Origin of the sequence: Enterococcus sp. DIV2379 (assembly GCF_050542965.1) — a bacterium.
Classification (GTDB): Bacteria; Bacillota; Bacilli; order Lactobacillales; family Enterococcaceae; genus Enterococcus_D; species Enterococcus_D entomosocium.
Window position 1 is genome coordinate 2,845,524 of record NZ_CP172938.1, and the last position, 25,117, is coordinate 2,870,640.

Annotated in this window: 22 protein-coding genes; 1 reads left to right on the forward strand and 21 read right to left on the reverse strand. The window is 41.8% G+C overall.

Annotated elements, in window-relative coordinates; genetic code table 11:
- Position 1: 1 nt before the first annotated feature.
- The 19 genes from IGI92_RS13050 to IGI92_RS13140 all read right to left on the reverse strand — a co-directional run bounded on the left by IGI92_RS13050 (position 2) and on the right by IGI92_RS13140 (position 22,152).
- Positions 2–1,711, reverse strand: coding sequence for an ABC transporter ATP-binding protein (locus IGI92_RS13050; protein WP_005234099.1), 1,710 nt, complete (start codon positions 1,709–1,711; stop codon positions 2–4).
- A 244-nt stretch (positions 1,712–1,955) separates the two neighbouring features.
- Positions 1,956–2,342 carry an MmcQ/YjbR family DNA-binding protein gene (locus tag IGI92_RS13055; protein ID WP_034872119.1) on the reverse strand — a complete coding sequence of 129 codons (387 nt, stop codon included), beginning with the start codon at positions 2,340–2,342 and terminating at the stop codon, positions 1,956–1,958.
- A gap of 287 nt (positions 2,343–2,629) precedes the next feature.
- Entirely contained in the window at positions 2,630–3,247 is a 618-nt protein-coding gene (locus tag IGI92_RS13060) for a LysM peptidoglycan-binding domain-containing protein (RefSeq protein WP_034878363.1), read from the reverse strand.
- Positions 3,248–3,575: 328 nt separating this feature from the next.
- Positions 3,576–4,859 carry a uracil-xanthine permease family protein gene (locus tag IGI92_RS13065; protein ID WP_016612741.1) on the reverse strand — a complete coding sequence of 428 codons (1,284 nt, stop codon included), beginning with the start codon at positions 4,857–4,859 and terminating at the stop codon, positions 3,576–3,578.
- A 49-nt stretch (positions 4,860–4,908) separates the two neighbouring features.
- Positions 4,909–6,264 (reverse strand): guanine deaminase, encoded by a 1,356-nt coding sequence (guaD, locus tag IGI92_RS13070; protein ID WP_005234095.1) that lies wholly within the window; start codon positions 6,262–6,264, stop codon positions 4,909–4,911.
- Positions 6,265–6,482: 218 nt separating this feature from the next.
- Positions 6,483–7,823, reverse strand: coding sequence for a hypothetical protein (locus tag IGI92_RS13075; protein ID WP_086332655.1), 1,341 nt, complete (start codon positions 7,821–7,823; stop codon positions 6,483–6,485).
- 156 nt (positions 7,824–7,979) lie between these two features.
- Complete coding sequence (locus tag IGI92_RS13080) at positions 7,980–8,321, reverse strand: PTS lactose/cellobiose transporter subunit IIA (RefSeq protein ID WP_005234093.1); 342 nt, start codon at positions 8,319–8,321, stop codon at positions 7,980–7,982.
- Between the two features lies 1 nt (position 8,322).
- Positions 8,323–8,622 (reverse strand): PTS sugar transporter subunit IIB, encoded by a 300-nt coding sequence (locus IGI92_RS13085; RefSeq protein WP_008380633.1) that lies wholly within the window; start codon positions 8,620–8,622, stop codon positions 8,323–8,325.
- A 28-nt stretch (positions 8,623–8,650) separates the two neighbouring features.
- The gene (locus IGI92_RS13090) at positions 8,651–9,916 is read right to left on the reverse strand and encodes a PTS sugar transporter subunit IIC (RefSeq protein WP_008380631.1); all 1,266 of its coding nucleotides are present in this window, start codon (positions 9,914–9,916) and stop codon (positions 8,651–8,653) included.
- A gap of 15 nt (positions 9,917–9,931) precedes the next feature.
- Positions 9,932–10,717, reverse strand: coding sequence for a tyrosine-protein phosphatase (locus tag IGI92_RS13095; protein ID WP_008380628.1), 786 nt, complete (start codon positions 10,715–10,717; stop codon positions 9,932–9,934).
- A gap of 3 nt (positions 10,718–10,720) precedes the next feature.
- Entirely contained in the window at positions 10,721–12,601 is a 1,881-nt protein-coding gene (locus IGI92_RS13100) for a BglG family transcription antiterminator (protein ID WP_008380626.1), read from the reverse strand.
- Positions 12,602–12,845: 244 nt separating this feature from the next.
- Entirely contained in the window at positions 12,846–13,871 is a 1,026-nt protein-coding gene (locus IGI92_RS13105) for a LacI family DNA-binding transcriptional regulator (RefSeq protein ID WP_005234088.1), read from the reverse strand.
- A gap of 3 nt (positions 13,872–13,874) precedes the next feature.
- Positions 13,875–16,001 carry a glycoside hydrolase family 65 protein gene (locus tag IGI92_RS13110; RefSeq protein WP_086332656.1) on the reverse strand — a complete coding sequence of 709 codons (2,127 nt, stop codon included), beginning with the start codon at positions 15,999–16,001 and terminating at the stop codon, positions 13,875–13,877.
- The gene (locus tag IGI92_RS13115) at positions 15,988–16,824 is read right to left on the reverse strand and encodes a carbohydrate ABC transporter permease (RefSeq protein WP_016612747.1); all 837 of its coding nucleotides are present in this window, start codon (positions 16,822–16,824) and stop codon (positions 15,988–15,990) included. The genes IGI92_RS13110 and IGI92_RS13115 overlap by 14 nt, the downstream gene beginning before the upstream one ends.
- Before the next feature lie 5 nt (positions 16,825–16,829).
- Positions 16,830–17,738 (reverse strand): carbohydrate ABC transporter permease, encoded by a 909-nt coding sequence (locus tag IGI92_RS13120; RefSeq protein ID WP_008380619.1) that lies wholly within the window; start codon positions 17,736–17,738, stop codon positions 16,830–16,832.
- 62 nt (positions 17,739–17,800) lie between these two features.
- A complete protein-coding gene (locus IGI92_RS13125) occupies positions 17,801–19,078 on the reverse strand; it encodes a sugar ABC transporter substrate-binding protein (protein ID WP_016612748.1) in 1,278 nt (425 codons plus the stop codon).
- An 11-nt stretch (positions 19,079–19,089) separates the two neighbouring features.
- Entirely contained in the window at positions 19,090–21,417 is a 2,328-nt protein-coding gene (locus IGI92_RS13130; RefSeq protein ID WP_144330914.1) for a glycoside hydrolase family 65 protein, read from the reverse strand.
- Between the two features lie 50 nt (positions 21,418–21,467).
- On the reverse strand, positions 21,468–21,761 hold the full coding sequence (locus tag IGI92_RS13135) for a hypothetical protein (protein ID WP_005234082.1): 294 nt from the start codon (positions 21,759–21,761) through the stop codon (positions 21,468–21,470).
- Complete coding sequence (locus tag IGI92_RS13140) at positions 21,739–22,152, reverse strand: RDD family protein (protein WP_005234081.1); 414 nt, start codon at positions 22,150–22,152, stop codon at positions 21,739–21,741. Before IGI92_RS13140 ends, IGI92_RS13135 begins: the two co-directional genes overlap by 23 nt.
- A gap of 230 nt (positions 22,153–22,382) precedes the next feature.
- Here IGI92_RS13140 and IGI92_RS13145 point away from each other — a divergent pair, with 230 nt between their 5' ends.
- The gene (locus IGI92_RS13145) at positions 22,383–23,597 is read left to right on the forward strand and encodes an amidohydrolase family protein (protein WP_005234080.1); all 1,215 of its coding nucleotides are present in this window, start codon (positions 22,383–22,385) and stop codon (positions 23,595–23,597) included.
- A 91-nt stretch (positions 23,598–23,688) separates the two neighbouring features.
- Here IGI92_RS13145 and rbsK read toward each other — a convergent pair whose 3' ends face one another.
- Both rbsK and IGI92_RS13155 read right to left on the reverse strand, forming a co-directional pair.
- Positions 23,689–24,618 (reverse strand): ribokinase, encoded by a 930-nt coding sequence (gene rbsK / locus IGI92_RS13150; protein ID WP_086332658.1) that lies wholly within the window; start codon positions 24,616–24,618, stop codon positions 23,689–23,691.
- 4 nt (positions 24,619–24,622) lie between these two features.
- Complete coding sequence (locus tag IGI92_RS13155; protein ID WP_086332659.1) at positions 24,623–25,117, reverse strand: GNAT family N-acetyltransferase; 495 nt, start codon at positions 25,115–25,117, stop codon at positions 24,623–24,625.

The window sequence follows — 25,117 nt, forward strand, 5'->3', positions numbered from 1 at the left end:
GTTACTCCTCTCCTTTCTGTGTTGCGAAGATTTCTTGATAGATGGCATTGTTATTGGCTAAAAATTCATGGCTTCCTTCACCAACCAAACGTCCATTATCTAAAACGAAGATGCGGTCGGCTTTCACAACAGAGGCAATCTTTTGCGCGATAATGATTGTTGTCGTGTCTTTTAATTGTTTTTCAAACGCTTCGCGAACCAATTTTTCCGAACGAGCATCTAATGCACTCGTACTATCATCCAAAATCAAAATTTTCGGTTCACCGATCACGCCTCGAGAAATCGATAAGCGTTGCTTTTGTCCTCCAGAAAAATTGCTGCTGCGCTCGGAGACCGGCGCTTCAAAACCCGCTGTCAATTTTTGAATAAATTCGCTGGCTTGAGCGATTTCTGTTGCGCGAGACATCTCAGACTCTGAGGCATCTTTTTTCCCTTGCCGTAAGTTTTGGGCAATCGTTCCTGAAAAGAGGATCGCTTTTTGCAAGACAAAAGCGACCGTTTTACGCAAGCTTTGTTCATTGACTTCTTTCAAGTCAACACCGCCAACCCGCACGACACCTTCTGTTGGGTCAAACAAACGGGGAATCAGTTGCGCCAGTGTTGATTTGCCGGCACCAGTCGCTCCTACGATCCCAATCATTTCGCCAGGTTTGATGGTAAAACTGATAGCCGTTAGGGCATTTTTTTCATCCCCAGGGTAACGGAAGCTGACGTTTTCAAAAGCGACACTTCCAGACAATTCTTGTTCTGGGACATCTTGGTATTGCAGATCCGGTTCGGTATCTAGAATCTCTTTGATCCGTTTTAGCGAAACTGCAGCCCGTGAAGTCATCATCATCATCATGCCGCCGATAATGATCGCCATCATAATTTGCATCAAATAATTCATGAATGAGGCAATTCCCCCAATCAAAGTTGGGTCATCTTTCGCTAGATCACTGACAAAGAAAATCGCGCCGACCACTGCTAAGTTGGCCGCCAGCATAAAGGAGGGGATCATTACAGAGAACAGGGTTCCTACAATAATATTATGCTTCGTTAACGTTTCACTGACTTTAGAAAAGCCTTGCAGTTGGTTGTCTTCTTGAACAAAAGATTTCACCACACGAATCCCCATCAAATTTTCTTTGGCAATCCCATTGATTTTGTCGATCAAGTTCTGGATGATCATAAAGTGTTTGCCCATCCGTGTAAAGGATAGTGCCGTAATCACTAGGACAGCGATAATCAGTAAGACGATGATCCACCACAGTTGCGGCATGGTTGTCATCGCCAAAATGAAGGCACCGATAAATAAGAACGGGATCCGAAACAACGATTGTAGCGAGATCATCACTAAGTTTTGAATTTGCGTGATGTCATTGGTCAAGCGCACCACAAGATTTCCCGCTGAGAAGGTTTCGATATTTCCAAATGAGAATGTCTGGATTTTCCGAAACATCTCTTCCCGAATATCGGCACTAACGCCTTGCGCCACTTTCGCAGAAAAAACCGTGTTGATGATCCCTGCAACAAGGCCTAGCAATGCTAGCCCAATCAACTGCACACCAATTTTTTTCATTTCATCATTGTTTTCGGTAATAATTGATTCTAGCACTTGCTGCAAGAGCTTTGGCTGCCATAATGCAGCAACGACCATTAAAATGACCGATAATAAGGCAATGCTGGTTGCCGCTTTGTACTTTTTGACATGGCGTAAGACCAGATCCATATACGTACCACTCCTTTGTGTTTAGCAGAAAAGACTGCCAAAAAATTTCGGTTGCACAACAATTTACCATGGATCACGACTAGAAACAAGCGAACAAATAAAACAAAAAGAGCTTTCATGAAAGCTCTTTGAAAATATTGCATAAATGTTGGCGAAAATAACGAATAATAAAGGGATTATGATGATCCTCAAGAGGGTCTTCCTTATTTTCTGGCGCTAAATCTTTGACTTACGATTCGCTGTTTTACAGCTCACTTTTTTGTTTTTTTGTCAGTTTTTGTTTGACTAGATCGTAGGAAACCAAAATCATTTGTTCGATGTTTTCTTCCATCAAGGCATCAGATGCCAACTTGATGGTATTCCAATGGGTCTTATTGGCATAATACCCCGGAATGATGACGTCAGGAAATTGCTCTCGCAGCGTTTCGTTGACCTCGGGCAGATTTTTCAAAGTCAAAAATGCTGTTTCTTCTGCTTGCGGACTCATGATCCCAAACTGTTTTCCTACTAAATCAAAGTAGATTGCATCCCAATCTTCGCGGTAATAGACTTTGGCTCCCGGCAAGCCTTCCCCAAATGCTTGAAATCGCTGCATTTTTTGTGCAATTTTTTCTTCAATCGATGTACTCATTGTGTTTCCCTCACTTTCTACTATCAAAACCGTCATTTTCTGTCTCAATTTTGACAGATTGAATCGCTTTCTGCTCTATTTCCTACTATTATACATGGTTGCCGTGTAAAAAGGGATTTTTTATCAATGGCATGTTGCCTGAAAATGACTCTTGAGAGTTGCATGCGGCGTTACATTCATTCATCTCTCTCAGAAGATACAAAAAAACCCTTATCAGCGAGTAAGATGTACTCGCCAATAAGGGCAATTGATTACTAGATGTCATGGACAAGATTCATTTTAGAATCTTAGTACCAACCATTTGCTTCCCAGAATGCTTTGGCAGCAGACCAAGAACCATAACGTGATGCAACATATTCATCGGCAACCTTTTCTTGGTTAGCAGCTGAATAGTCACCATTTAAGTAAGAGTTGGTTAATTGGTAACGGCCGTAGTATTGTCCGTTTGTCGCTGTGTAAGAACCACCAGATTCTTTGTTTGCGATCCATTCTTTTGCTGAAGCTTCTGAGCCGCTAGCTGAAGAGCTGTAGCTTGAGCTGCTTTGTGTGCTTGCAGCAGCAGATTGTGTGTTGCTTGATTGTGAAGCTGCTGGTTCACTTGGTTGTTGTACACTTGCTGCAGCAGTCGTGTTTGCAGATTCTGTATAAGTGGCAGTGCCATCTGTAGGGATGATCAATGCTTCCCCAACAAAAATCAAGTTTTTATCAGCAATCTCGTTTGCTTCAACGATCGCACTGATCGTATCATCAGAGCTATAACCGTAAAAGTTAGTAGCGATTGTTGATAATGTATCACCAGATTGAACAGTGTATTGTTCGTCTGCAAAGGCGTCTTTCCCACCTAAGAAAAGGCCGAAACCGGCAAGGACAGCTGTACTAAGTAAAACAGTTTTTAAAGACTTCATATAATTAAATCTCCTTCTTTGAAACTCATTTTGCGTCATTTGAGATGACTCAAGCGCATAAACAAGTCTAACACCGAAGAATATTTCATAGGTAAAGAAATCATTACAGATGATTACGAAAACGACAGTTGCCTTACGTTTCGTAAGAATTGAAAAAGACTATCATATCAAGCTTTTCTCTGCTGTAATTTTTAACATTACAGTTATTTTGTTTCTAGGTAAACCAGTTAACCTTAGAAAACCTTTCCTATATTACAAAAAACCCTCTTTTTACACAGATTTGTAACAAAAGAAGGAACGAGACAAGGTCTCATTCCTCATTTACTTCCTATTTTTTCTTCACTGGGATCAATTTATTCATGACGATCGCCGCAATAGCGCTTAAAGCAATCGGTGAATCTAATAAATATTGTAAGAATTGAGGCGCAGATTCTTTGATTTCTGCTGGCATAAACAACAAGCCGATGGCAATAATCAATGGTACCCCGATAATATACAACTCACGCTCGGAAAACTCTTCATTCTTAATGACCCGAAAGCCGCTCAACAAAATAATGACACAGACGACCGCGAACACGCCGCCGATGACAGCAGAAGGTACTGCGTGAATCAAGGCTGAAAGTTTTCCCATGAAGGACAATAGGATAAACCAGACGGACGCCATCACAAAGACTTTTTTACTAGCAACCCCGGTGATCGAAATGATCCCTGCATTGGTAGAATAACCAGTTACAGGTGTCGTTCCAACTAAGGCGGCAACCAAGCAGCCTAACCCTTCACCGATCACGCCTTTATTGATCTGTTCATCCGTAACAGGTTCTTCTGTCACAGAACTGACCGCGTACCAAGTTCCTGTTGTTTCTGCTAGGAGAACCATATAGATCACTAGCATCGTTAAGATCGCTGAAACATCAAAATGCAGGCCATAGTTTAGAAATACCAGTTTTGGCAGGCTAAAGAAAGAAGCATCCGCCACCGACTGAAAATCAACGCCTCCCATAAAGGAAGCAATCACGGTACCGATAACCAAAGCAATAATGACCGAACTGATTCGGAAGTATTTTCCCATTCCTGGAAAATAATCGCCTAACATGGAAAACAAGATCAAAATCGCCGCAGTAATCGCAGCCAACAACATGTTTTGATTGGCACTTAGTGTTTCAGTGGCAGGATAGATATTGCTAGTAAAGGCCGTTGGCAACAGCGTCAAACCAACGATCATGATGATCGTTCCACTGACGATCGTAGGAATAAAATGACGAACGATATACTTATAGATTCCAGTAAAACCTAGTAAAATGACTGCTGCGGCACCAACAATGCTGGCACCTAACACCGTGTCCATGCCGTTGGCACCAAAATAAATACCGATGATCGCTCCAACGGGTACAAAGGATGGTCCTTGACATACGGGTAATTTCAAGAAAAAGAGGACTTGGATCAAAGAAGCGATCCCTGCTCCTAAAAAGGTCGATTGGATCAAACCTGATGCGTCTGAAGAGGACATCGCCACCGCGGTTGCGATAATAAATGGCGGCACATACACGTCCATTGCCAACACATGCTGTAATCCTAAAAGTACTGCTTGACCAAAGGGAATGTCTTCGTTCATTCCGATCGTTAAATGTTTGTTTTTCGTTGATTCCACTGTCTCATTCTCCTCATTTTTCGTGTACTTTTTTTCCTTGGACCCAGACTTGGCGAATATTTTGCATCGTTGCTAAGTACAGGATTTTTTGTAATCTTGCTTCGGGTGAAGTAAACACACCGAAGTCAGGCAAAGGATTTTCTTTTTGTCGCGTATCGATCACTTGCACATCAAACGCATACCCTTCTTTGATGACACCTACTGGTAATCTCAGTGCCTCACCGCCGCCTTTTGTCGCCAATGAGAACGCATCGATCACGGATATACGAGAATCAGCTACTCCTCGTGTGTTTTGAGGAAGCGTGACATCCACGCCATCTTCTAACATTCTCGAAGACATCACAGCTTGTTTGATGTTGTCATACAAACTCGGTGAAAAACCGCCGGAGATATCCGTTCCTAAACCAATCGTGACCCCTTGTTCTTTCAAGCGCTTGATTGGGATCACGCCATTGGCAAAGTAGGCATTTGAGATGGGACAGTGCGCAACTGCGGCGCCGGTTTCGACAAAACGGGCGCCGTCAGCTGGGCTGATGAAATTGCCATGAGCCATCACTGCTTTTTCTCGCAACAAGCCGAAATCTTGCAGCACTTCGGTATCCGTTTTGCCAAATCGCTCTTGAACAAAGTCATGTTCCCATTGCCCTTCACTGCAGTGGGTCTGAACATGGACATCATATTTTTCAGCCAATGCGCCTAACCCTGCCAAGCCTTCATCGGTACAGCTCGGGACAAATCGCGGAGTAACCACAGGATAAACGCCTTGAGGTGCAGTCTTTGCGATTGCTTGTACTTCTTGAATAAAACGTTCTGTATCCGCTAACGCCTCTTCTGTTGACGCGTCCCGATAAAAAGCAGGATTGGCTTGGGGATCGTCCATAACGACTTTTCCGACTAATCCCCGTTGACCAAGAGTGGCACAAGTCTTCGCCAATTGAAGGCTCGCTTCTAGATGGACCGTTGCAAAATAAAGAACCGTTGTCGTTCCTCTTGCCAATAGCTGTGCCACCAAATCTTGATAGACAGCTTTGGCAAATGCTGGATCGGCATATTTTGCTTCCAGCGGAAACGTGCATTCATCTAACCAAACATTTAACGGTTCATCTAACGCGATTCCTGCTTGCGGCCATTGCGGTGCATGGACATGCAGATCAACAAACCCAGGTAAAAAACACTGGCCTGCAGATAATGCCTGCAGATTCTCTGATGCTTTCGCCAGCTCTGACTCATACCCTTGATCTGTTTTAGCAGTCACTTTTACGATGATCCCTGCGTCATCGACTTGAATCAAAGCTTCTTCTATATATTCTAGTTTTCCATCAGTTGGCGTATGGAAAACATCTCCTTTAAAATAGTGAATGGTTGCCATTTGTTTGATTTCCCCCGTTCTCTAAGACATTGTCAGGAAAAAGCCGTTCATTTAATGTTCCTTTTTCACTAACACGATGTTCTTATTTTAACGCTATTCGAAAATAGTGCAATAAAATTCACTATCATAAAGAAAGATAAAACGATAAATGTTCGGTTTTTATGCGATTTCAAAAAAAAGACACCGTCTAGAAATAAGACAGTGTCAGTTAACGACGCTTATACTTTTGTTTTCTTTAGTTGCCGATAAAATACCACCAGTCCACCTACTAGCAAACAGAGTACTCCTGCAATCGAGCCCCATTTTGCTGGCTCTAAAAAGCTTTGGATCCTTGAGGTCTGATTCGTTGCCGTCGTTCCTGATAGCTGAAACAAGAAAGCCAACGGCTGATGTTCAAAACGAAGAATAACAAATAGGAGTGTCATCAAAAGAAATTGATGTACCAGACTCCCTTTGCTTTGTGTGGCATACTTGGCTAAGCTCTGCTGTTCAATTGCTTCCGGTTTTGCCGCCAAATACTGTTTCGTGAGCCATTGATTCAATCCCGCATTAAAGAAACTAATGACAAATAAACTTATTGGGATCAAAAGATCGCTGCTAAATAGAAGAACACCAACCATCAATCCAAGCAAATACGCCGGTACTAACTGTTTTTCTAGCAAGCGTGCGAGTTTTCCTCCGAGAAACATTGCGCCAAAAAGGCCCAGTGCATAAGGCAAGTAAACGTGAGTACTAAGCGCTTGTGCCCCAAATCGACCGGTAACATAGACCGAGCCGAAAAGAAAAAGAAAGTTACCGATCACTCCCCGAATAAAGGTGAGGATGTTCAAGTGAAGCGGCTGTTTCCACGAGCGGCTGCGTTTCGTTAAAGTGATCAGCAGCAAAGCAAAGAGAAACAAGAAGCCAGTAATCGCCCACTCAAACAGGGCATTCGACTTGATCAGCCTGGCTGATCGCAAGCCAAACAGTAAGAGAAAGAAAAAGAAATACAACAAAAACTGCTTGTTGAATAACTGGTTGCGCTGCATCAACGGTCTTTTTGGGAGGTTGTTGAAGGTTTGACTACTCTTAGCTGCCAGCACAAAGAGTGCAAAATAACTGCCAAATAGGCCAACGCCTTGAAGGTCATCAGGCAACCGTAAGGCAAACAGTAAAACAAAAAGAAAGAACAGCGCCTCCTTCCAATCATTTTTCAGCGGCTGTTCAGTGAGCTTGGCTTTTTGTCGTACCATCAGATCAGCTGGCGGCAGCCAAGAAGCACTGATCCCCAACAAACCAGCAGCTGGCAAGAGTGCCACGCTCCACCAGATGCTCAAGATACCTACCAATGCGCCGGCGCCGCCGATCAAGACACTTGCTGCTAACAATGATGGTGCAAAAAGCGCCGTAAGCGTCTGTAAGAAAAAGACCCCTGTCATGCGAAAGGTATAAAAGAGCGCAAAGGCTAATGCTGCACTTAGCGACTGCTCTTTGCTCAAAGATAAGAAATAAAGATACGGGATGATCGTGATCGTATTGCTGATGATCAAAAGTGCGGTATGGGATTTTAAAACTTTCATCGTCCGACTCCTTGCCTTGATTTAAAGTTCCATCTTTCTTCTATCCTACACTTTCAAGCAATCCTGTCAACTTGCGTGCCAAATTTAAGCAAAAAGAAACCAAGTGTATTGTCAAAAGACTGACACTTCGTTTCTTTTTCTTATTGCGATTTTCGGCTAGAAGCCAGTAGACTGAATCGTTTGCTTAATTGCCTGAATTTCTTCATACAACCCTTGAAACTCTTTTGCAAGCTCACTCATGATGTCTGCGCTCATCAAAAGATCTTCCGCATGACTTAATAGTAAGGACATCCAAACTTTGTCCCCTTGAGCTTCTTGTTGAACTAACTTCCGATGTGCCAAATGGGCTTCATGATAGTGTTCTTTTCCTTTTTCGATTGCTTGCAGTGCAGCCAGATTCTGGGCTTCTCTTCCTTTTTGAATACTTTCAAAAAAGCAACTTCTTGCCATACCCGCTTGCGAGATAATCTGAAAACAAATTTGTTCTTTTTCTTCCATTCTACTCTCCTATTAGTTCAAGTGCTTGTTCCAATGCTTTTTTTCCATCCATCATGCCATAGGTGCGCATGTCGATACTGGCTGCTGGACAAGCAACTAAGCCTTGGACTTCATTTAATCGGTAAGAAACTTGCGGTCCTAACAGTACGCAATCAGCATCTTTTGCTGCAGTCGTGACCGATTCAATGGAGAACGCATCGATCACCACCGCTTCTCCTTTTTCTTGCGCTGCTTTTTTCATATTATTTACTAAGACGCCAGTAGACATGCCGCCAGCGCAAACTAATACTATTTTTTTCATCATTGTTCCTCCATTTTCTCGTTATTTGTTACTCAACGACTGCCGCTTGAGTTTGCAGATTCTTTTCTTCAGCTAGTGCTGCTTTGTCTTGCAGACGCATAAAAGGGATGTAGATGATGACACATAAGACAAATTGGATCAATTGTGCAATGATCCCTTGCCAGCCATTCACTAAGAAGCCACCGAAAATAATCGGAAATCCAGTTGGGATATTGACTCCATTGTGATAAGGCAAAAAGCCGACAATTGTTAAGAGATATGCTGACAACACGGAAACAGCCGGTGTTACCATCAAGGGAAGCAGCATTCTGATATTCATCACCTGAGGAATCCCAAATTTGATTGGCTCAGAAATACCAAACATGGAAGGGATCAATCCAATTTTACCAACAGCTTTTAGCTGCTCTGATTTGCAACCAAAAATAGCCAGTAAAGCGACTGCAAATGAACGAGCCCCGCGATTGTTCAAAATAAACCCAATCGTAAACAAATGTGGTAATGCTTGGCCGGCACTGTACGCCGCCAGATTATCAAGCCCTGGTTGGTAAAAGACCAACATCAAGATCGGATAAACAGCCAACACTCCGTGAATGCCAAAGAACCAAAGAAATTCGATAAACGCCACAATGATCATACAAGCAAAAATATTCGCTCCTAGCAAGGTCAATGGAGCTTGTACCCAAGTATAGATCATATCTGTCAGCGTGCCGTAAGGAGTTGCCGCCATGCCCACATAAATGATGCCCATAATGGCTGAAACAATAATTGCTGGCACGATCGCTGCAAAGGATTTGTTGACGATCGGCGGTACCGAATCCGGCATTTTGATCATCAAATTCTTCTGTACACATAAAATGTAAATTCTGGCACCCAACAAACCGCCAAACATGGCGACAAACATCCCACCGGAGCCAAGGGTCGACAACTCCATCGTACGGGTTTCTTCTAAAGTCGAAATCGGACTCAAGATCAAAAATGATACCAAACTCATGATACCGGCATTTAGTTGATCCGCATTTAAATGCTCGGCTAATTTATAGCCAACTAGAAAGGCGACATAAACGGAAACGACATCGATCGTCATCGCGTTGACTTGGGTTAATAATGCTTTCAAACCAATTTGTTCCATTATCTGTTGCGTTGCCCCAATGTCGATCGCATTGATCAAGGAAGCAATGGAACTGATCATCATGACGGGCATTAAGCCCATCATTGCATTGGCAATGGCTTTCATATAAATATTGTTTTGTACTTGAACGGCTGCAGCTAGTATTTTATCTTTCAGTGTATTCATAAGGTCCTCCTTCACTTAATCCCGCAAGTATTTATCTTTAAGTAGCTGGATTTTCTGCTGTGAAAAACCCAGTTCTTCTTTTACATATGTTTCAATCCCCCCATGAGCCTCAATCAAATCCAAAGCGGTTTGTAAAAAACACCGATCAGCTTCTTTGAAGTATCGCATTGCTGCCACAAAATCGGGGTTGTTCGTTTCTTCTTGTATCTGCTTGAGACTCTTGGTATTTTTCTCCCTTTTGTACTCGTTGGTCAGCAGGTAATCTTCCATGACCTCTTCATAACTGACACCCAACAGTAACTGAATCAGGGCAACGCCATACCCGGTGCGGTCTTTGCCACCACGACAGTGCTGAACCACTGCACCTTCAGCTTCCAAATGAATGGCCAATACTTCTTTGAAAACGGTCTTGCATTGACTGTTTTCAACAAATTCATAATTTTGCCGAATCATCAATTCTTTTGCAACTTCGGCGGTGATTTTTTCTGCAGAAAGCGCCATTGGTTCCCCTTCTTCTGAAGAAGCTAAAGCAGCAATATCAGCAATTGGCGTCAAATAAAGTATCTGAGCATTCCCAATGGGTTTGTCTTCATTGTCTGCTCTTTCTTGGGCATTGCGGTAGTCAATAATTTTCTCAATTCCCAGAGCTGCTAATTTTTTCTGATCGGCTTCTGTCAATTTGCTCAATTCGTCTGAGCGATATAGTTTTCCAGTCACTACGTATTTGCCCTCTTTGGTCCGATAGCCGCCAAAATCGCGAAAATTATACGCACCTTCTAAGGTTACTTTTTCATTTGTCATACACTACTCCTTTAAATAATTAATGAACGTCATAAAGTCCGTTGTCGCAGCTAGTTTGTTTACTTTATCCAACGAAGAACATTGTTTGATCAAATGATCATTCAGCGGTTTCACTTTTAAGTGATCTTGTTCAGCAATCACTAATAAGAAAACGAGACGAACCGTCTGTTTGTACCAGAACACTGGCTTTTTCAAGTTTGCAACGGCAATCACCGTTTCTGCACCAATCAGCGCATTGGGATGAGGGAAAGCGACTGACGGTAAGAAATCGGTTCCAAAAAAGGCTTCTCGTTCAAAAACCAACGTTTCAAAATTCTCAGGCATTGAATACTGTTCTTTGATTTGTTGGCATAAAAAATGCAACACCGCTTCTTTTGTTTCAAATTCTTGTTCACAGATGAATAACGATTCCTTAAAGTAGTTCAAAAGCACTTCTTCTGTGAAGATAGCGGCCAATGCGGCTTCGATCTTTTTGATCATATCCGGTTGCATAAAATAATCAACATTCATAACAGGAATCGTTCCTTCGTAAGGAAGTGGAATCGAAGAAAAGATAAAATCGAACTCCTGCTCTTCGATCATTTGCAAAAATTCATATGGATTGCATACCGTGACTTTCTTGATATAATTGCGAAAATAAAACTCAAATTTCTCTTTAAGGAAGGTATTGGCCGCTCGGCCGAGGTCATTGACCACTAAAATATACTTGCGCTGTGTTTGCGAATTTTTCTTATTTAAAGCCACATCAAAGTGCATCGCCAAATAGCTGAGTTCATGATCACTGATGGTCTTTTCAAATTGCTTTGCAATGACTTGACCGGCAATGATGGCTAAATCATAAGCGACATTACAGTGTACCTTCACCTCATTCAACAAAGGATTTTTCAGCTCGATCCCCAATTCGATCCGATCGATCAGCGGAGCAAAGTGCAACATCAACATCGTTTGCAGATCCAAGTCTTTGCTGAAATCGATTTGGCGGCTTTCCTTGATCGCTTTTAAAATTTTGCTGACCAATTCTGCTGCTTCATCTGAAACAGTCATCTTTTCATTTCTAGGGACTACTCGTTTGCCAACGATTTGCCCTAAAACATAATTTCGCTCGTATTCGGTAAAATGTACAGCACACTCTTTTTCAATTCTGGCGATGATTCGCTCTCCTAGTAATGTCTGCTCATCATTGGTCCTGCCGCTGATCGGTAGGTTTCGATCTAAGTAGCGGCCGCTTTGCATGCGTAAGACAGCGATCGCTAAATGATTCACCAGATTGTTCAAAATAGCCTCCGACATGGGGTAGGCTTTTTGCGAAAACTCCGACGAAACGATCGCTTTTATCTGCTGGTGAAGAAGCGACGGTGTATCTTCGCTGATTGTGCCCTCTTCTAACTGCTTGATATGGGTTCTTTGCAAATAATTACTAGCCATAAACCGTCTCAAGTCAAATTCGCTACCGCTAAGTTTCATTCCGTAATACGGCTTCGTTTGAATGGAGAGCTGGTAATGGCTTAGTATCCGTCGCAGCTTTTTCAATTCTTGAGATAGCTTACTCTGAGAAATGAATAAGCGTTCGCAAAGCATTTCGGATTTAATATACGTTTCTTCTTGAATAAAGAATTCAATAATTCTAGAAACAAAGTCGTCATTGTGGGACGCTTGTTCTTTCCTTCGCTGAAAAGCTTCTTCGTTCGTTATTTGTAAATACAACCCACTCCCTTTTTTCGCTTGAATCATACAACCGTATCGTTCTTGATGCTGGTTGATTTCTTCTGCATAACGGCGAACGGTTTTTCTGCTAACACCCAACTCGGCAGCAGCCGCTTTACTCGTCATAAAACCGTCATGCTCCGAAAGTGTTCTTAACAACAATAGGCTTAATTTTTCCATCTCTCTCTCCCTCGCTTACTAGTTTAGAGTCAAACCCAAGCAACCTCCATAGGTATATCTTCCCTTTCATTAAGGGAAATTTCTACAAGAAGTTGCTTGCCTTGTGCTTTGCTTCTTATCAAAAAAACGAATGGTCGTGACTTTCACTTTGTTGTTGCCACATATGACCGACCAATTTGTTTGAGTTTTCTTCTCCACAAAAAAAGACATGATCTTCACTCAATGAAGGTCATGTCTTTTTTATTTAGCGAACCTCGCTGATTTTCTCTACCGACTGTCGCACTTTTAATTGATGGGGACTAATTTTTCGATGGCTCGTTTCTGCTTGATTGGTGATGATGTCTGCTAGTAATTCAGCTGCTTCATAACCGATTCGTTCCATATCTTGGGCAACGGTTGTTAATTCAGGCGTTACGTAGCTAGCCAAAATAATATCATCGAACCCGATGACCGAAATATCTTCAGGAACCCGCAAGCCCATGTCTTTGATTCCTCGTATCGCTCCGATTGCCATAATATCACTAGCACAGAACAGTGCAGTGATTTCTTGATTGTTTTCTAACAGATTTTTACAAATCAAATAGGCAATTTCTTCTTCATAGTTGGCGTACTGGATATACGACTCATTCACTAACAAGCCATGCGCTGCCAAAGAAGCGCGGTAGCCTTTTTCTCTAAGTTCACTGACATTGGCATCACGACTCCCGTTGATCATGCCAATTTGTCGATGATTATTGGCAATCAAAAAATCCACAGCTTCTTGCGCCGCTTTTTCATTGTCAATCGAAACCAAGCCGATCTTAGGATTGTCGATTTCCATATCAATCAGAACTGTCGGCAAAGAGGTTTGCTGTACTTCCTGGTAGTAAGGATCGGTGGTTTTTAACCCTTGGATCACTACACCAGTGATATTGTGCTCATTGCAGAACTGACTAAACGTCTTTTGCTTTTGTTTCTCAGTACTTGTCCCATAAAAGACAAACTCAAAATCTGACTGATCCGTATAACGATAGACCCCATTCAACACTTCCAAAGGCATCGTTGATTTTCGGTTGAAATTCAACTCATTTAAAATCAAGGCGATGGTTTGTTGTTTCTTCGAAGACAGTGTCCTTGCTGCCATGTTTGGGGAATAGTCTAATTCTTTCGCTATTTTTAAAATTTCTTGCTTGGTTTGTTGGTTGATATCACTATACCCGTTAAAAACTTTGGATACAGTCGCTATTGATACACCGGCTGCCTTTGCCACATCGCGAATCGTTGTTCGCATTTGCTATCTCTCCTTTATCCAAATACCACCATCAGTCTTCGTAGCGAACAATTGGGTTGTCTCCGCTAACTGACAGTCAATATCGCGATCCTTTAAACTGATTTTAACAGGTTCTCCTTGATAAAAGAGCGTAAATTTTAGTTCTTTTATTTTCTGTGGCAAATGATTCGCTAATCGCAGGCCTTGATCGTAATACAACCCTGCAAAACCGTAAATCAAGCTCAGCCAACTTCCCCCCATATTTGCTGCGTGAATGCCATCGACAACATTTTTTTGGAGATCCGTTAAATCCATCAAAGCCGTATCCATAAAATAACGATAGGCTTTTTCAGAATCCCCAATTCGACTCGCCATCACGCTAAAAATAGAACGAGACAAGGAGGAATCATGCGTCGTCACTTGTTCGTAATAGTCATAATCTTTTTTTAATTGCTCAAGACTGAAGTCTCCTGTATAGAGCATTTGGGCCAAAACCGTATCGGCTTGCTTACAGACTTGATATTTGTAGATGACCATTGGATGATAATGCAGCAGGAGAGGATACTTTTCAGCAGGTGTAGTTTCAAATGGCCAGACTGCTTGTTCTAAGAATCCATCGTCTTGCTTCGTAATCCCTCGCTGTTCATCGTAACCAAAGTACATTAAGTCGGCTGCTTGCTGCCAAGCACTAATTGTTTCTTGGTATTTACCATACCGCTGTGCTAACTCAATGGCATAATATAGATTATTTTGAACCATTTTATTCGTATAAAAATTATTATTAACAAGGGCACTGTACTCATCAGGTCCAGTCACTCCATTGATGCAAAAGGCAAGTTTGCCCTCTTTTTCTACTAGATCGCCATAGCTCAACCAGAATTTCGCCGTTTCAAAAACAACTTCACTGCCAACCGTTTCGATGAATGCCTGGTCGCCAGTCACTCGTTCATACAATTGGAATGCATAAACGATATCCGCATTGATATGGACTTGGGCAGTTCCCGCTGGATAATAAGCACTCGTCTCATTTCCATCAATTGTTCGCCAAGCAAACAAAGCACCCTCTTGGCTTAGCTCCTGCGCCCGTTGTTTGGCTTGCGGCAAGATCTTCCCGCGATAGGAAAGCAATGCCTTGGCTATTTCAGGGTTCGTGAAAATAAAAAATGGCAACAGATACATTTCCGTATCCCAGAAGTAATGCCCTTCATATCCCTCGCCAGTCAATCCTTTGGCTGCGAAATTTGTTCTGCCGTCTCGCCCCGCACCTTGATTCAAATGAAACAAATTGAACCGAATGCCTTTTTGAAGAACTGGATCTCCTTCGATTTGGATATCACTTGCCGCCCAAAATTGCTGATAACTTTGTTGCTGCTCTTGCAAGAGAACTTCAAAATCGGCTAACTCTTGGTTAAAAGGTGTTTCGTGATTTTGATTATCTTCAAGTAGTTTCATTTGGAAAACCGTCGTAAGCGTTTCCTCTGCTTGTACTTGCTTTTCGCCATTGATCACTCGAATTGCTATACTTCGTTGACTATTTTCAGCAGTCCAAATCGCATAATCCTGATAATCAGCTTTTCGTAAGTGATGTGCTTTACTGGCAACCCGAGGATCATCTGTTTGAACAATTGCTGCTTTTTGTTCTAACGGATGTGTTATGGAAATTGGCTCTGAGAAATTGGTGTTCTTAATTTGATACTGACAGACGTAAAGTTCACTTCGTGTCACAGAGGCAAACGACTGCATCACCAATTCAAAAGTTTTACCTAGTGGCGTTACTACTTTATAGGATTCATCCAACACGCCTTTTTCCAAATCCAAAGTCATTTGTATAGGCTTTACTTGCCATTCTGAAGCACTAGAGTCCTCGTCACCAATCTGTAAACGTACGCCTCTTAGATTCGGCAGCTTGATGATCGTCTGATGCTCTTTGGCATAGCCGTATGCCCATTCACCATATTGGATCGTCTCACTATCAAAAAAACCATTAACAAAGGAGCCTGGGTTTCCCTCGTAAAGCTCATTGACTTTTAAGGGGTGACCTGCACGCACGCCAATTTGACCATTGCCAACTGCAAACAATGTTTCTAAGTATTCAGGGGTTTGATGAGAAAGTTCCTGTGCTCTTACTTTAAATGAATCATTTTTCGCCATCCATTCGCACTCCTTGTAAGAAATATTTGTTGAACAGCAAGTAAATGATCACAATGGGAATGATCGTGATCACACTTGCCGCCATCGTCTGATCCCATCGTACACCACCATTTCGACTTTGGAAAGTCTGCAACCCTAGAGTCAAAGTATATTTACTTGGCGTGGTCAAATAGAGCATTGGTTTCATGAATTCGTTCCAAAAGCCCATAAAAATAAAGACAGCTTGTGTTGCGATGGATGGTTTTGCTAATGGCATCACGATACGAAAGAATGTTTGAAATCTGCCGAGACCATCGATTGCCGCAGCTTCTTCCACATCTTTTGGAAAAGATAAAAAGAATTGACGCATCATAAAGATATTCCCGATGTTGATCGCAGCTGGTAAAATCAACGCTGAAAAACTATCTAACATTCCTAGATTCATCAAGATTAAGTAATTTGGAATCAACAAAACCTGAGCTGGCACCATCATCAATGCCAAAAACCCATAGTAAATTCGTTCACGCCCCGGAAAATTTAATCTTGCTAAGGCATAACCTGCCATCGTATTTAATAAAATATTGATGGTCGTTCCAATAACGGATATAATCACGGAGTTTAGAAACCAGCGCATAAACAAAGAAGAGCGCCCCAAGACATATCGAAAATTGTCTAAAGTAAACTCATTGGGGATCAAACTCATATCCCCAGAAACAATTTCTCTATAGGGTTTGAAAGATGCAGCAATTGCCCAGACAAAAGGATAAAAGGTCAGTACTGCATAAAGAATCAAGATCGTATAGAGCAAGATCTTTAAAATTTTTGTTTTCTCTTTTCCTCTCACGGACGTTACCCTCTTTCTTTGTTCAATTTTTCTGCTAAAAGTGACGTGATAAAGATAATAATTGCTAAAACGATCGCTAATGCTGCCGCATACCCCATCGTGTTCATTTGTCCAAAGGCGTATTGGTAAATCATTAGTGACAAGGTCAGAGTCGAATTGTTGGGTCCCCCTGATCCGTTCGAGAAGATATACGCCTGGTCAAACATCTGAAAGGTACCAATGATCCCCGTCAGCAGTACATAGGTAGTGATTGGGCGTAGATAAGGAATCGTGATATACCGTAATTTATCCACGGTTGTCGCACCATCGATCTCTGCTGCTTCGTACAAAGAATGAGGCAGATCAACTAAAGAAGCCAAATAGATCGTCATATAATAAGGCACGGTCGACCAGATATTCATTACCATAATCACTTTCAACGCATAGGCCGGTTCTTGTAAAAAATTGATTGGTTCTGAGTAAAATCCTAAATTCATAAATAAGTCATTGACTGGACCGTAAATATTAAAAATAAACATAAAGATGATCGTCAATGCTGAACTAGAAGTTAAAGTTGGCAAAAAATAAACCATCCGAAACAGTTTCTTCCCCTTGATTCCTTTGCTGCTTAAAATATACGCGATAATCAAAGCAAAAATCGTTTGTAACGGAACGACGACCAAGGCAAACGTGGCCGTATTTCTAAGAGCGATTCGCGCTTTTTGATCGGTGAAGATACGTAAATAGTTTTCTATCCCTTTAAAAGAAAATGTATTGGTAAACAAATTGACGTCGTTGAAAGATAGATAAAAAGCAAAGAGAACAGCTAAGACGAAAAAGATTCCTACGACAATGATTGCTGGAGCCAGAAAGAGCCACGCTTGTCGGATTTCTTGCCATTGGCTTTTTGTATAGTTAGTTTTTTTTCGTTCCATCATGTTGTCACCTTTCCCAAAAGAAAAGAGAGAGGAGTTCCTCTCCCTCGTTCAAATTCAGACTAGTTTGCTGTAATATCTGCGTTCGCTTGTTCATCAGCAGCTTCCATTGCTTCTTCAAAGGTCATGTTTCCATTTAAAGCATTCGGTAAAAAGTTTTGATAGGCTTTGTTGATCGTATCTAAAGTGGTGCCCTTTTGCCAAATCGTTGCATAATCCCAAGCCTCTAGGTGAACATTCAAGTCACTGTTTTCTGTGATTTTGGCCGCATCTGCTACATCTTGACGACTAGGTAATGTCCCGGTTCCTTCAACCCATGCTTGCATACCGCTTTGACCAGTAGCGTGTTGAATCCATTTATCTGCCAAGGCACTTTTTTCAGTCCCAACATATTTTCCCCAACCGACAGAAAACATCATTGACCCTTCCGTTCCTTTATACGTTGGCATTTCTTTTACAACAAAAGGAATATCAGGAAATTCTGTCTTAAGTGTCTCATACACCCAGTTTCCTTCATCCATGATCGCAATTTTTCCAGAACCAAAAGCTTCGCCGTTCCAACCTGTTCCGATATCTTGCGGTGTAACAGCTGCTTTCGTATCGACCAACTCTTTTAAAATAGAAAGATTATCAACTACTGCTGGATCAGCCAAATTAGCCGTCCCATCTTCATTGATTGGTTGAGCATTTTCCCGCGTTGCAAGATGATAGTTGCGAGCCATATCTTGGTTATAGCTCATGGCAAAAACATTTCCGTCACCATACGCCTCATTGATTTTTTCTTGGAACGACGGCAGCCACTCAACATACGCTTCAAGTGTGTCTGGCACTTCATCGATCGACACACCCGCTTCTTCAAAAATCGCTGTATTGAAATAGAGTGCTAAAGTTGACATATCTTTGGGAACAGCCTGCAGTTGTCCATCCGAAGTCGTAAAAGCATCGATCAAGCTATCATAAAACTGCTCACTTTCAAAATTAGCCGGATCCAGCTCTGCAAGTGTGCCATTCTCTGAGAACCATGGGAACATATAGGCATCCACGTAAAAGACATCTGGTGCCGTTCTACCAGCCATGTCAGCTTGAATTTGGGTATTATAATCGGTATATACTTTCTTTTCAACTGTTGCACCCGTTGCTTCTTCAAAAGATTGGATCATCTCATCCAACGATTTTTCTTCTGCCTCGTTGCCACCCCAAACACCGATCGTTAACGAATCCCCTGTGAAATCCGTCTGATCTGTCGAACTACTGGTGTCTTCGTTTCCCCCACAAGCTGCCAGCACCACTGCTGCAGACAATAGAAGCCCTGTTCCTACTACTTTTTTCCATCCAGTCATTTTATTTCCCCCTAAAAAGTGATTTTGATTTGTTCTTCAAGCAGATAAACCTTATCAAAAGCGATAAACTCAATCGCTTGCTCCCCATGGTTGGTGACCGTAAAACCTTCCTGTGTGACCTCAATCTTTAATGGCTGTTGGTGCCACATAATACCAAATTCAAGTGCTTCCCAAGCCTTTGGTAAATGTGGTTCGATTCTTAACTGGCCGTCTAAACAACGGACACCACCATAGCCGAAGACCGTCATTTGCCAAATACCGCCGAGTGATGCTGCATGAATCCCTTCATTGGAAGACAGCATATTTTCTCCCATATCAATGTTGATTGCTTGTTGAAACAAATCATAAGAAAGTGCTATTTCCCCTAAATCAGCAGCGAGGATGGCATGTGTCGATAAGGATAAGGAAGAATCATGCAACGTTTTCGGCTCATAGTAATCCCAATTCAACCGTTTCTCTTCTTTTGGAAAAAGGTTCTCAAATAAGAACAAGAGCAAAAGAACATCCGCTTGTTTCGAAACTTGCATCTCGTTGACCTGTTCTAAGTTATACTCATGGAACAGTATGCCTACTTGCGAATCATTTTTATATTTCGTGAGATCGATCTCTTTTTTCGTCAAATAGGTATCATCTTGCGGGATGATTCCCGCTTCATTCGGTTGCGGTAAATAAATAGCAGCTACTTTTGCTTGCCATTCTTGATAAGCTTCATTTAATGGTAATTTTTCAGCTAGTTTCGTAAATTGTTCTGGCTGGTTCTTTTTCAACTCTTCATACAATGAAATAGCTAATTGAATGTTCCAGTGCGCAGTATGATTCGTGAAAGCATTATTATCGACATGCTCCTTATATTCATCTGGTCCGACTACGTCTAAAATTTCAAAGCGCTGGTTTTCTTCGGACCACTCTAAACGACTCGCCCAGAAGATCGCCGTATCAAAAATCACTTCATAGCCTTTTTCCCATGCAAATTGTTGATCATTCGTTACATCAATAAATTGTTTGATGCCGTAGGTGACATCACTGGTAATATGCTGTTCAATAAATCCTGACCAAATTTTCGTTGGTAAGCCCGTAAGGATATCCGCAGCGCCCCAAACTGGCGTAGTCTCACCATCTTCAGGCCAAGCAGCTTCCCACGGAAATTGGGCGCCTTGATAGCCGTTCTCAGTAGCTTTTTTATGGGCACCATCCAAACCTAAATAGCGATAAGTCACTAATTTTTTGGCGATTTCTGGGTGTGTGAAGGTAAAATATGGCAGCATAAAAATCTCTGTATCCCAAAAGGTATGTCCTTTGTACCCTTCCCCAGATAGGCCTTTGGCACCTATGTTCATGCGTTCGTCATGGGCTGGTGTCATCACATGTAGATGATATTTTGCAAAATGAATCGCTAATTGATCTAGTGTGTTCTCTGTCTTGATTTTGATTGGAAAGACGGACCAGACTTCTTTGTCCCATGCCGCTGCTGAAGCTTTTGCTAATTCCTGATAGCCGTTTTTGCGAATCTCTTTCAGCTCTTCAAGGGCAATCTTCTTCAAATCTTGTGGTGTCTTTCCTAAATGCTCTTTATCGATCGTGGTATAGACAGAAGAAAACTTCTCAAGCTTCAACGTCTCATTAGGTGCCAAGGTTTGCCAGTAACGATTGTAGATTTTCCGTCTTCCCATCTCGATCCGCTTCTTGGTTCCATCATAGCAATCTTCTGTTTTTTCTAGATTATGTGCTGTCGAAAGAACAAAGGCGATCTTAGATTGAGTGGTCTTTGGCATCATTTGTAAGAAACGATTTTCTGTTAATGATTTGTCACCTTCAGTAAAATGCTGTGAGCCGCTATTTGTCTTTTGTCCGTCAATACCAGAAATAATTTCCAACGTGACTTCTTTTCCTAAATTTTCGACCAGCACTTGTTGCGCAAACACATGCTTTTGGGCAAAGGAAACACATCGCTTAAAGGTCAGTTCGACATTAATCTGACCATGTTTCCATTGAAAGGAGCGCGTGAGTTCCCCAGTTCTCAAATTTAAGACACGTGAATAGTTTGAATATTTGCCTTTTGATAAATCTAATCGTTCGCCATCAAAAAGGAGCTCCATTCCAATCATATCCGGCACATTAGGAAGCTCAGTCACTTCATTTTCGTCGAATTTATTAAAGGTTCCTGCAACAAAAAGATTACGCGTTTCGCCAACATATTTCTCTTCTGTCACAGAGCGCATCCCCAGATACCCGTTGCCCAAACACATGATGGCTTCTGCTTTGCCTAACCATTTTGTATCAAAGGTCTTTTCCGTAATTTTCCAAGGGTCTTCTTTTAAATACTGCATCGCTGTCTCCATTTTTTCCTCCTATTTCTTCAGAAAACGTTTTAGTTTCTTTCAAAAATTTTTTATTTATAAAAATAGTTATTGGACCGAAACAAAAGTACAATCAAGCCCATGAAATAACTACCAATTACTAGGACAATTGCTGCGTTAAGAAACACCCATCCTACGATCAAGTGGAGTGGCGCATAGTAAGCATAATCTCTAATTATTTTTGCGGCTTGGTATTCGTTTCGCCACTTCCAAGCAATAAGACTAGCACTAGCCCAAGCAAAAATAACTAACAAAAGTAGCGCTTGTGTATTGATCTCCAATAAAGGATTCCCTGTTAACAACTCATCGAAGGAGGTTTCGTTCATACTGATCATTCCCCTGTTTCTTATTGAACCCCACTACACTTTGTCCTAAAATGTCGTGTAACGTTTTTTTCGTACCTAGATAGAGGAAGAAAGAACCAGTGAAAAACAACCAACCGATCATTGGTAAAAAGTAGAGCAATTTTGCTACTTCCCTCATTCCTACAGTTAATAAATTACGTTGATTCGTAAAAACAACGAGTTTCGCAAAATGTTTGCCAATCGTTTTCCCCTCAAAACTACTCAAACAAATCATGTTGTAGACCACAAAGAGAAGTTGTGGCAAGACAATCGTTACTCCAGCAGGTACCATTAGGAGATAGCTAAGCATGGTACTTGGTAAAAAAATGATCATGCAATCAATCAAAAATGCTAGCAATCTTAGTAACAGCATATTTGTCCCCCTTTTTTTCGAAAACCTTTTCGTTACATCCACATATTACCAGACATCTTTCCTCTATTCAAGCGTTTTCATAAAAAATAATGTTTATTTTTTCCGATTTCCTAATGGAAAATCGCGTAAATACTAAAACGTTTTAGATTGTCTGTTTTTTTGCAAGCGATTTGGTTGGGAACCAGCTTTACTTGTGATACCATGAAGCAAATACGAAAGAAGGCGATTTCTTGGATTTATGGCTTACAAATGTACAACTTGAGACGAGTTATTTAAAAGAAGGCGATTGGTCTTATGGAACCAAAACAGAAAATACAGCAATCGGGATCAATGATGGAAAAATAGCGGAGATCGTGCCGATGACCGAATGGCAGGCATCAAGCGAAGCGACGATCATTGATGGGGGAAATCAGTTATTGTTGCCAGGATTGATCGAAAAACATTGTCATTTGGACAAAAGTAAATTAGGTACTCCTTGGCGTCCAGTAACACCGGCAGCTAGCTTGGTGGAACGATTTGAAACTGAGATTCCCCAATTAGATGCCTTGCCGTTATCGATCAAAGAACGCGGACAAGCGCTGATCGATTTAGAACTGCCTCATGGTGCGGTGATGTTCCGCTCACATATTGATATTGAACCAATGACTCAGCTGCGTTATTTTGATGCGATTACCGAATTAGTTGCCGAACAACCTTTTGGCTCGGAGTTGGTCTTATTCCCACAACATGGCTTATTGCGCTCAAATGCTGCTTCTTTGATTGAAGAAGCCTTAGCAACGGGCAAAGCATCTTTTATTGGCGGTGTTGATCCTTATACACTCGATCAAGATTACCAGGCTTCCTTACGGACAACTTTTGAACTTGCTCAAAAAGGACATGTCGGGATTGACCTCCATCTTCACGATCGGCAAGAAGCTGGTAGAGCGACCGTCAAAGAAATGATTCGTTTGACGAAGGAATTCAATATGCAAGGAAATGTGGCGATCAGTCACGCCTTTGGTCTAAATGACTTTGAAGGCACAGAACGCAAAGAAGTCTTTCAAGCCTTAGCAGATTTAGAGATCCACATCATTTCAAGTATTCCCATCAGCCCTGGCACGATTCCACCGCTTAAGGAATTGCAAAGCTATGGCGTTGCTGTTCATATTGGTTGCGACAACGTCTATGATTCTTGGTCTTCTCTAGGAGATGGTTCTTTACAAGAAAAACTGGCCCGCTATTTAGAGATTTTTGCCGTCAAAAGTCAGGAAGACTTGACGCAAGCATTAGGTTTAGTCACGGATGGCAAAGTCCCGTTGGATAAAAACGGTGCGCAGCAATGGCCTAAGGTTGGTGATTCGGCTGATTTCTTACTGACACCAGCTACTTGTACGGCAGAATTCGTTGCCCGTAAAGGCTTCGTCAGCAAAAGCTTTTATCAAGGAACAGTTGTTTTCACCGCATAAATCTTACCTATATAAAAGGCATCTGCGCTTCTTTTTAGAGGCGCAGATGCCTTTTTTCAGGAATAGTCGTTTGCTAATTGTACATAGTCTTTCAGGTAAATGAATCAACCTGCTGCTTCATAAACTCTTCTATTTCACTTTTTAGTGGCATTCCTGTTTGAGCCCCCAGCTTTTGAACGGACAGACTAGCTCCATTATTCGCCATACAAACGGCTTCATAAAAATCGGCTCCTTCCCCTAAAGCTGCTGCCAAGATGCCATTAAAGGTATCCCCCGCACCGGTAGTGTCTACAACTGAAACTTTGTTCGATGGAATCGTCACAACTTGTGACTTTTCTACAAATGTTACCCCTTTGCTTCCTCGTGTGACAACGATTCGCGTGTCATATTTTTTTTGCCAATCAGCCATGACCTGCTCAATTTCGTCTTCCAAAATGGCCTCTTTACCGATCAAAGCGGCAAATTCCGTTTCATTTGGTGTCAAAATATCAATATACGGCAGGAGTTCCGGTACGATTTCATTGTAAGGAGCAGGATTCAAAATCGTTAGAACTCCTTTTTTTTTGGCAAGAATCAATGCTTGTTTGATTGTTTCCACAGGAATTTCCAGTTGAGTAAGTAAGATATCCCCTTGTGAAAGTTCACTGATTGTTTGCTGAACGTAGGCTTCATCGATCAGTCCATTCGCACCGGGGACGACAGTGATACAATTATCCTCTGCTAATTTAAAAATACTCGCAATTCCTGTGAACATATTTTTTTCACGGGAAACAGCCGATAAATCGAGAGCTTCTCTGCTGAGGTGCTGAAAAACCTTTTCCCCAAAAGTATCTTCCCCGATTTTCCCTAAAAATTTTGTTGATGCACCGTAACGAGAAGCTGCCACTGCTTGATTTGCTCCTTTGCCCCCGACAAAATAATCAATTTGCTCCCCAATGATCGTTTCGCCGATCCTCGGCATTCGTGTTGTCGTGATCACGATATCCATGTTCACACTACCTAAAATCGTTATCTTACTCAAAAAATCACCTATTTCTCTTGAATATATAAAAAGGACCAAAGGCTTCCCGACCCTCAATGGTCGTTTCACCAACCTTTAAAAACCCTGTTTTTACAAATAATCGTTGCATGGGCAGATTGGTATGATTTGTGATTGAAAGAAGTGTTTCCCCTTCATCACACTGTTGTTCCAAACAGCTTCTGATCCACTGGCGGCCAAAGCCTTGCCCCGCTTGAGATGGTCTCGCAACGAGTCGCTGAATCGTTCTTATCCCATGATATTCTTTGCTACAATTTGACAATGAGTCAACTGACAAAACACCGGCACTTACAATGTTTTTATTTTCATCCTTCAACACAAACAGTTCCTTTTTCTCGATATCCTTCGCTAAGATTTCTAGGGAGGGATAAGTATCAGTCCACTGGTAGATTTTCCTTCTATTCATCTGCTGCTTTGCTTCGATGAACATTTGAAAAATCTCTGCTAATTCTTGTCGTGACGCCCTTTGAAGTTCATTCAT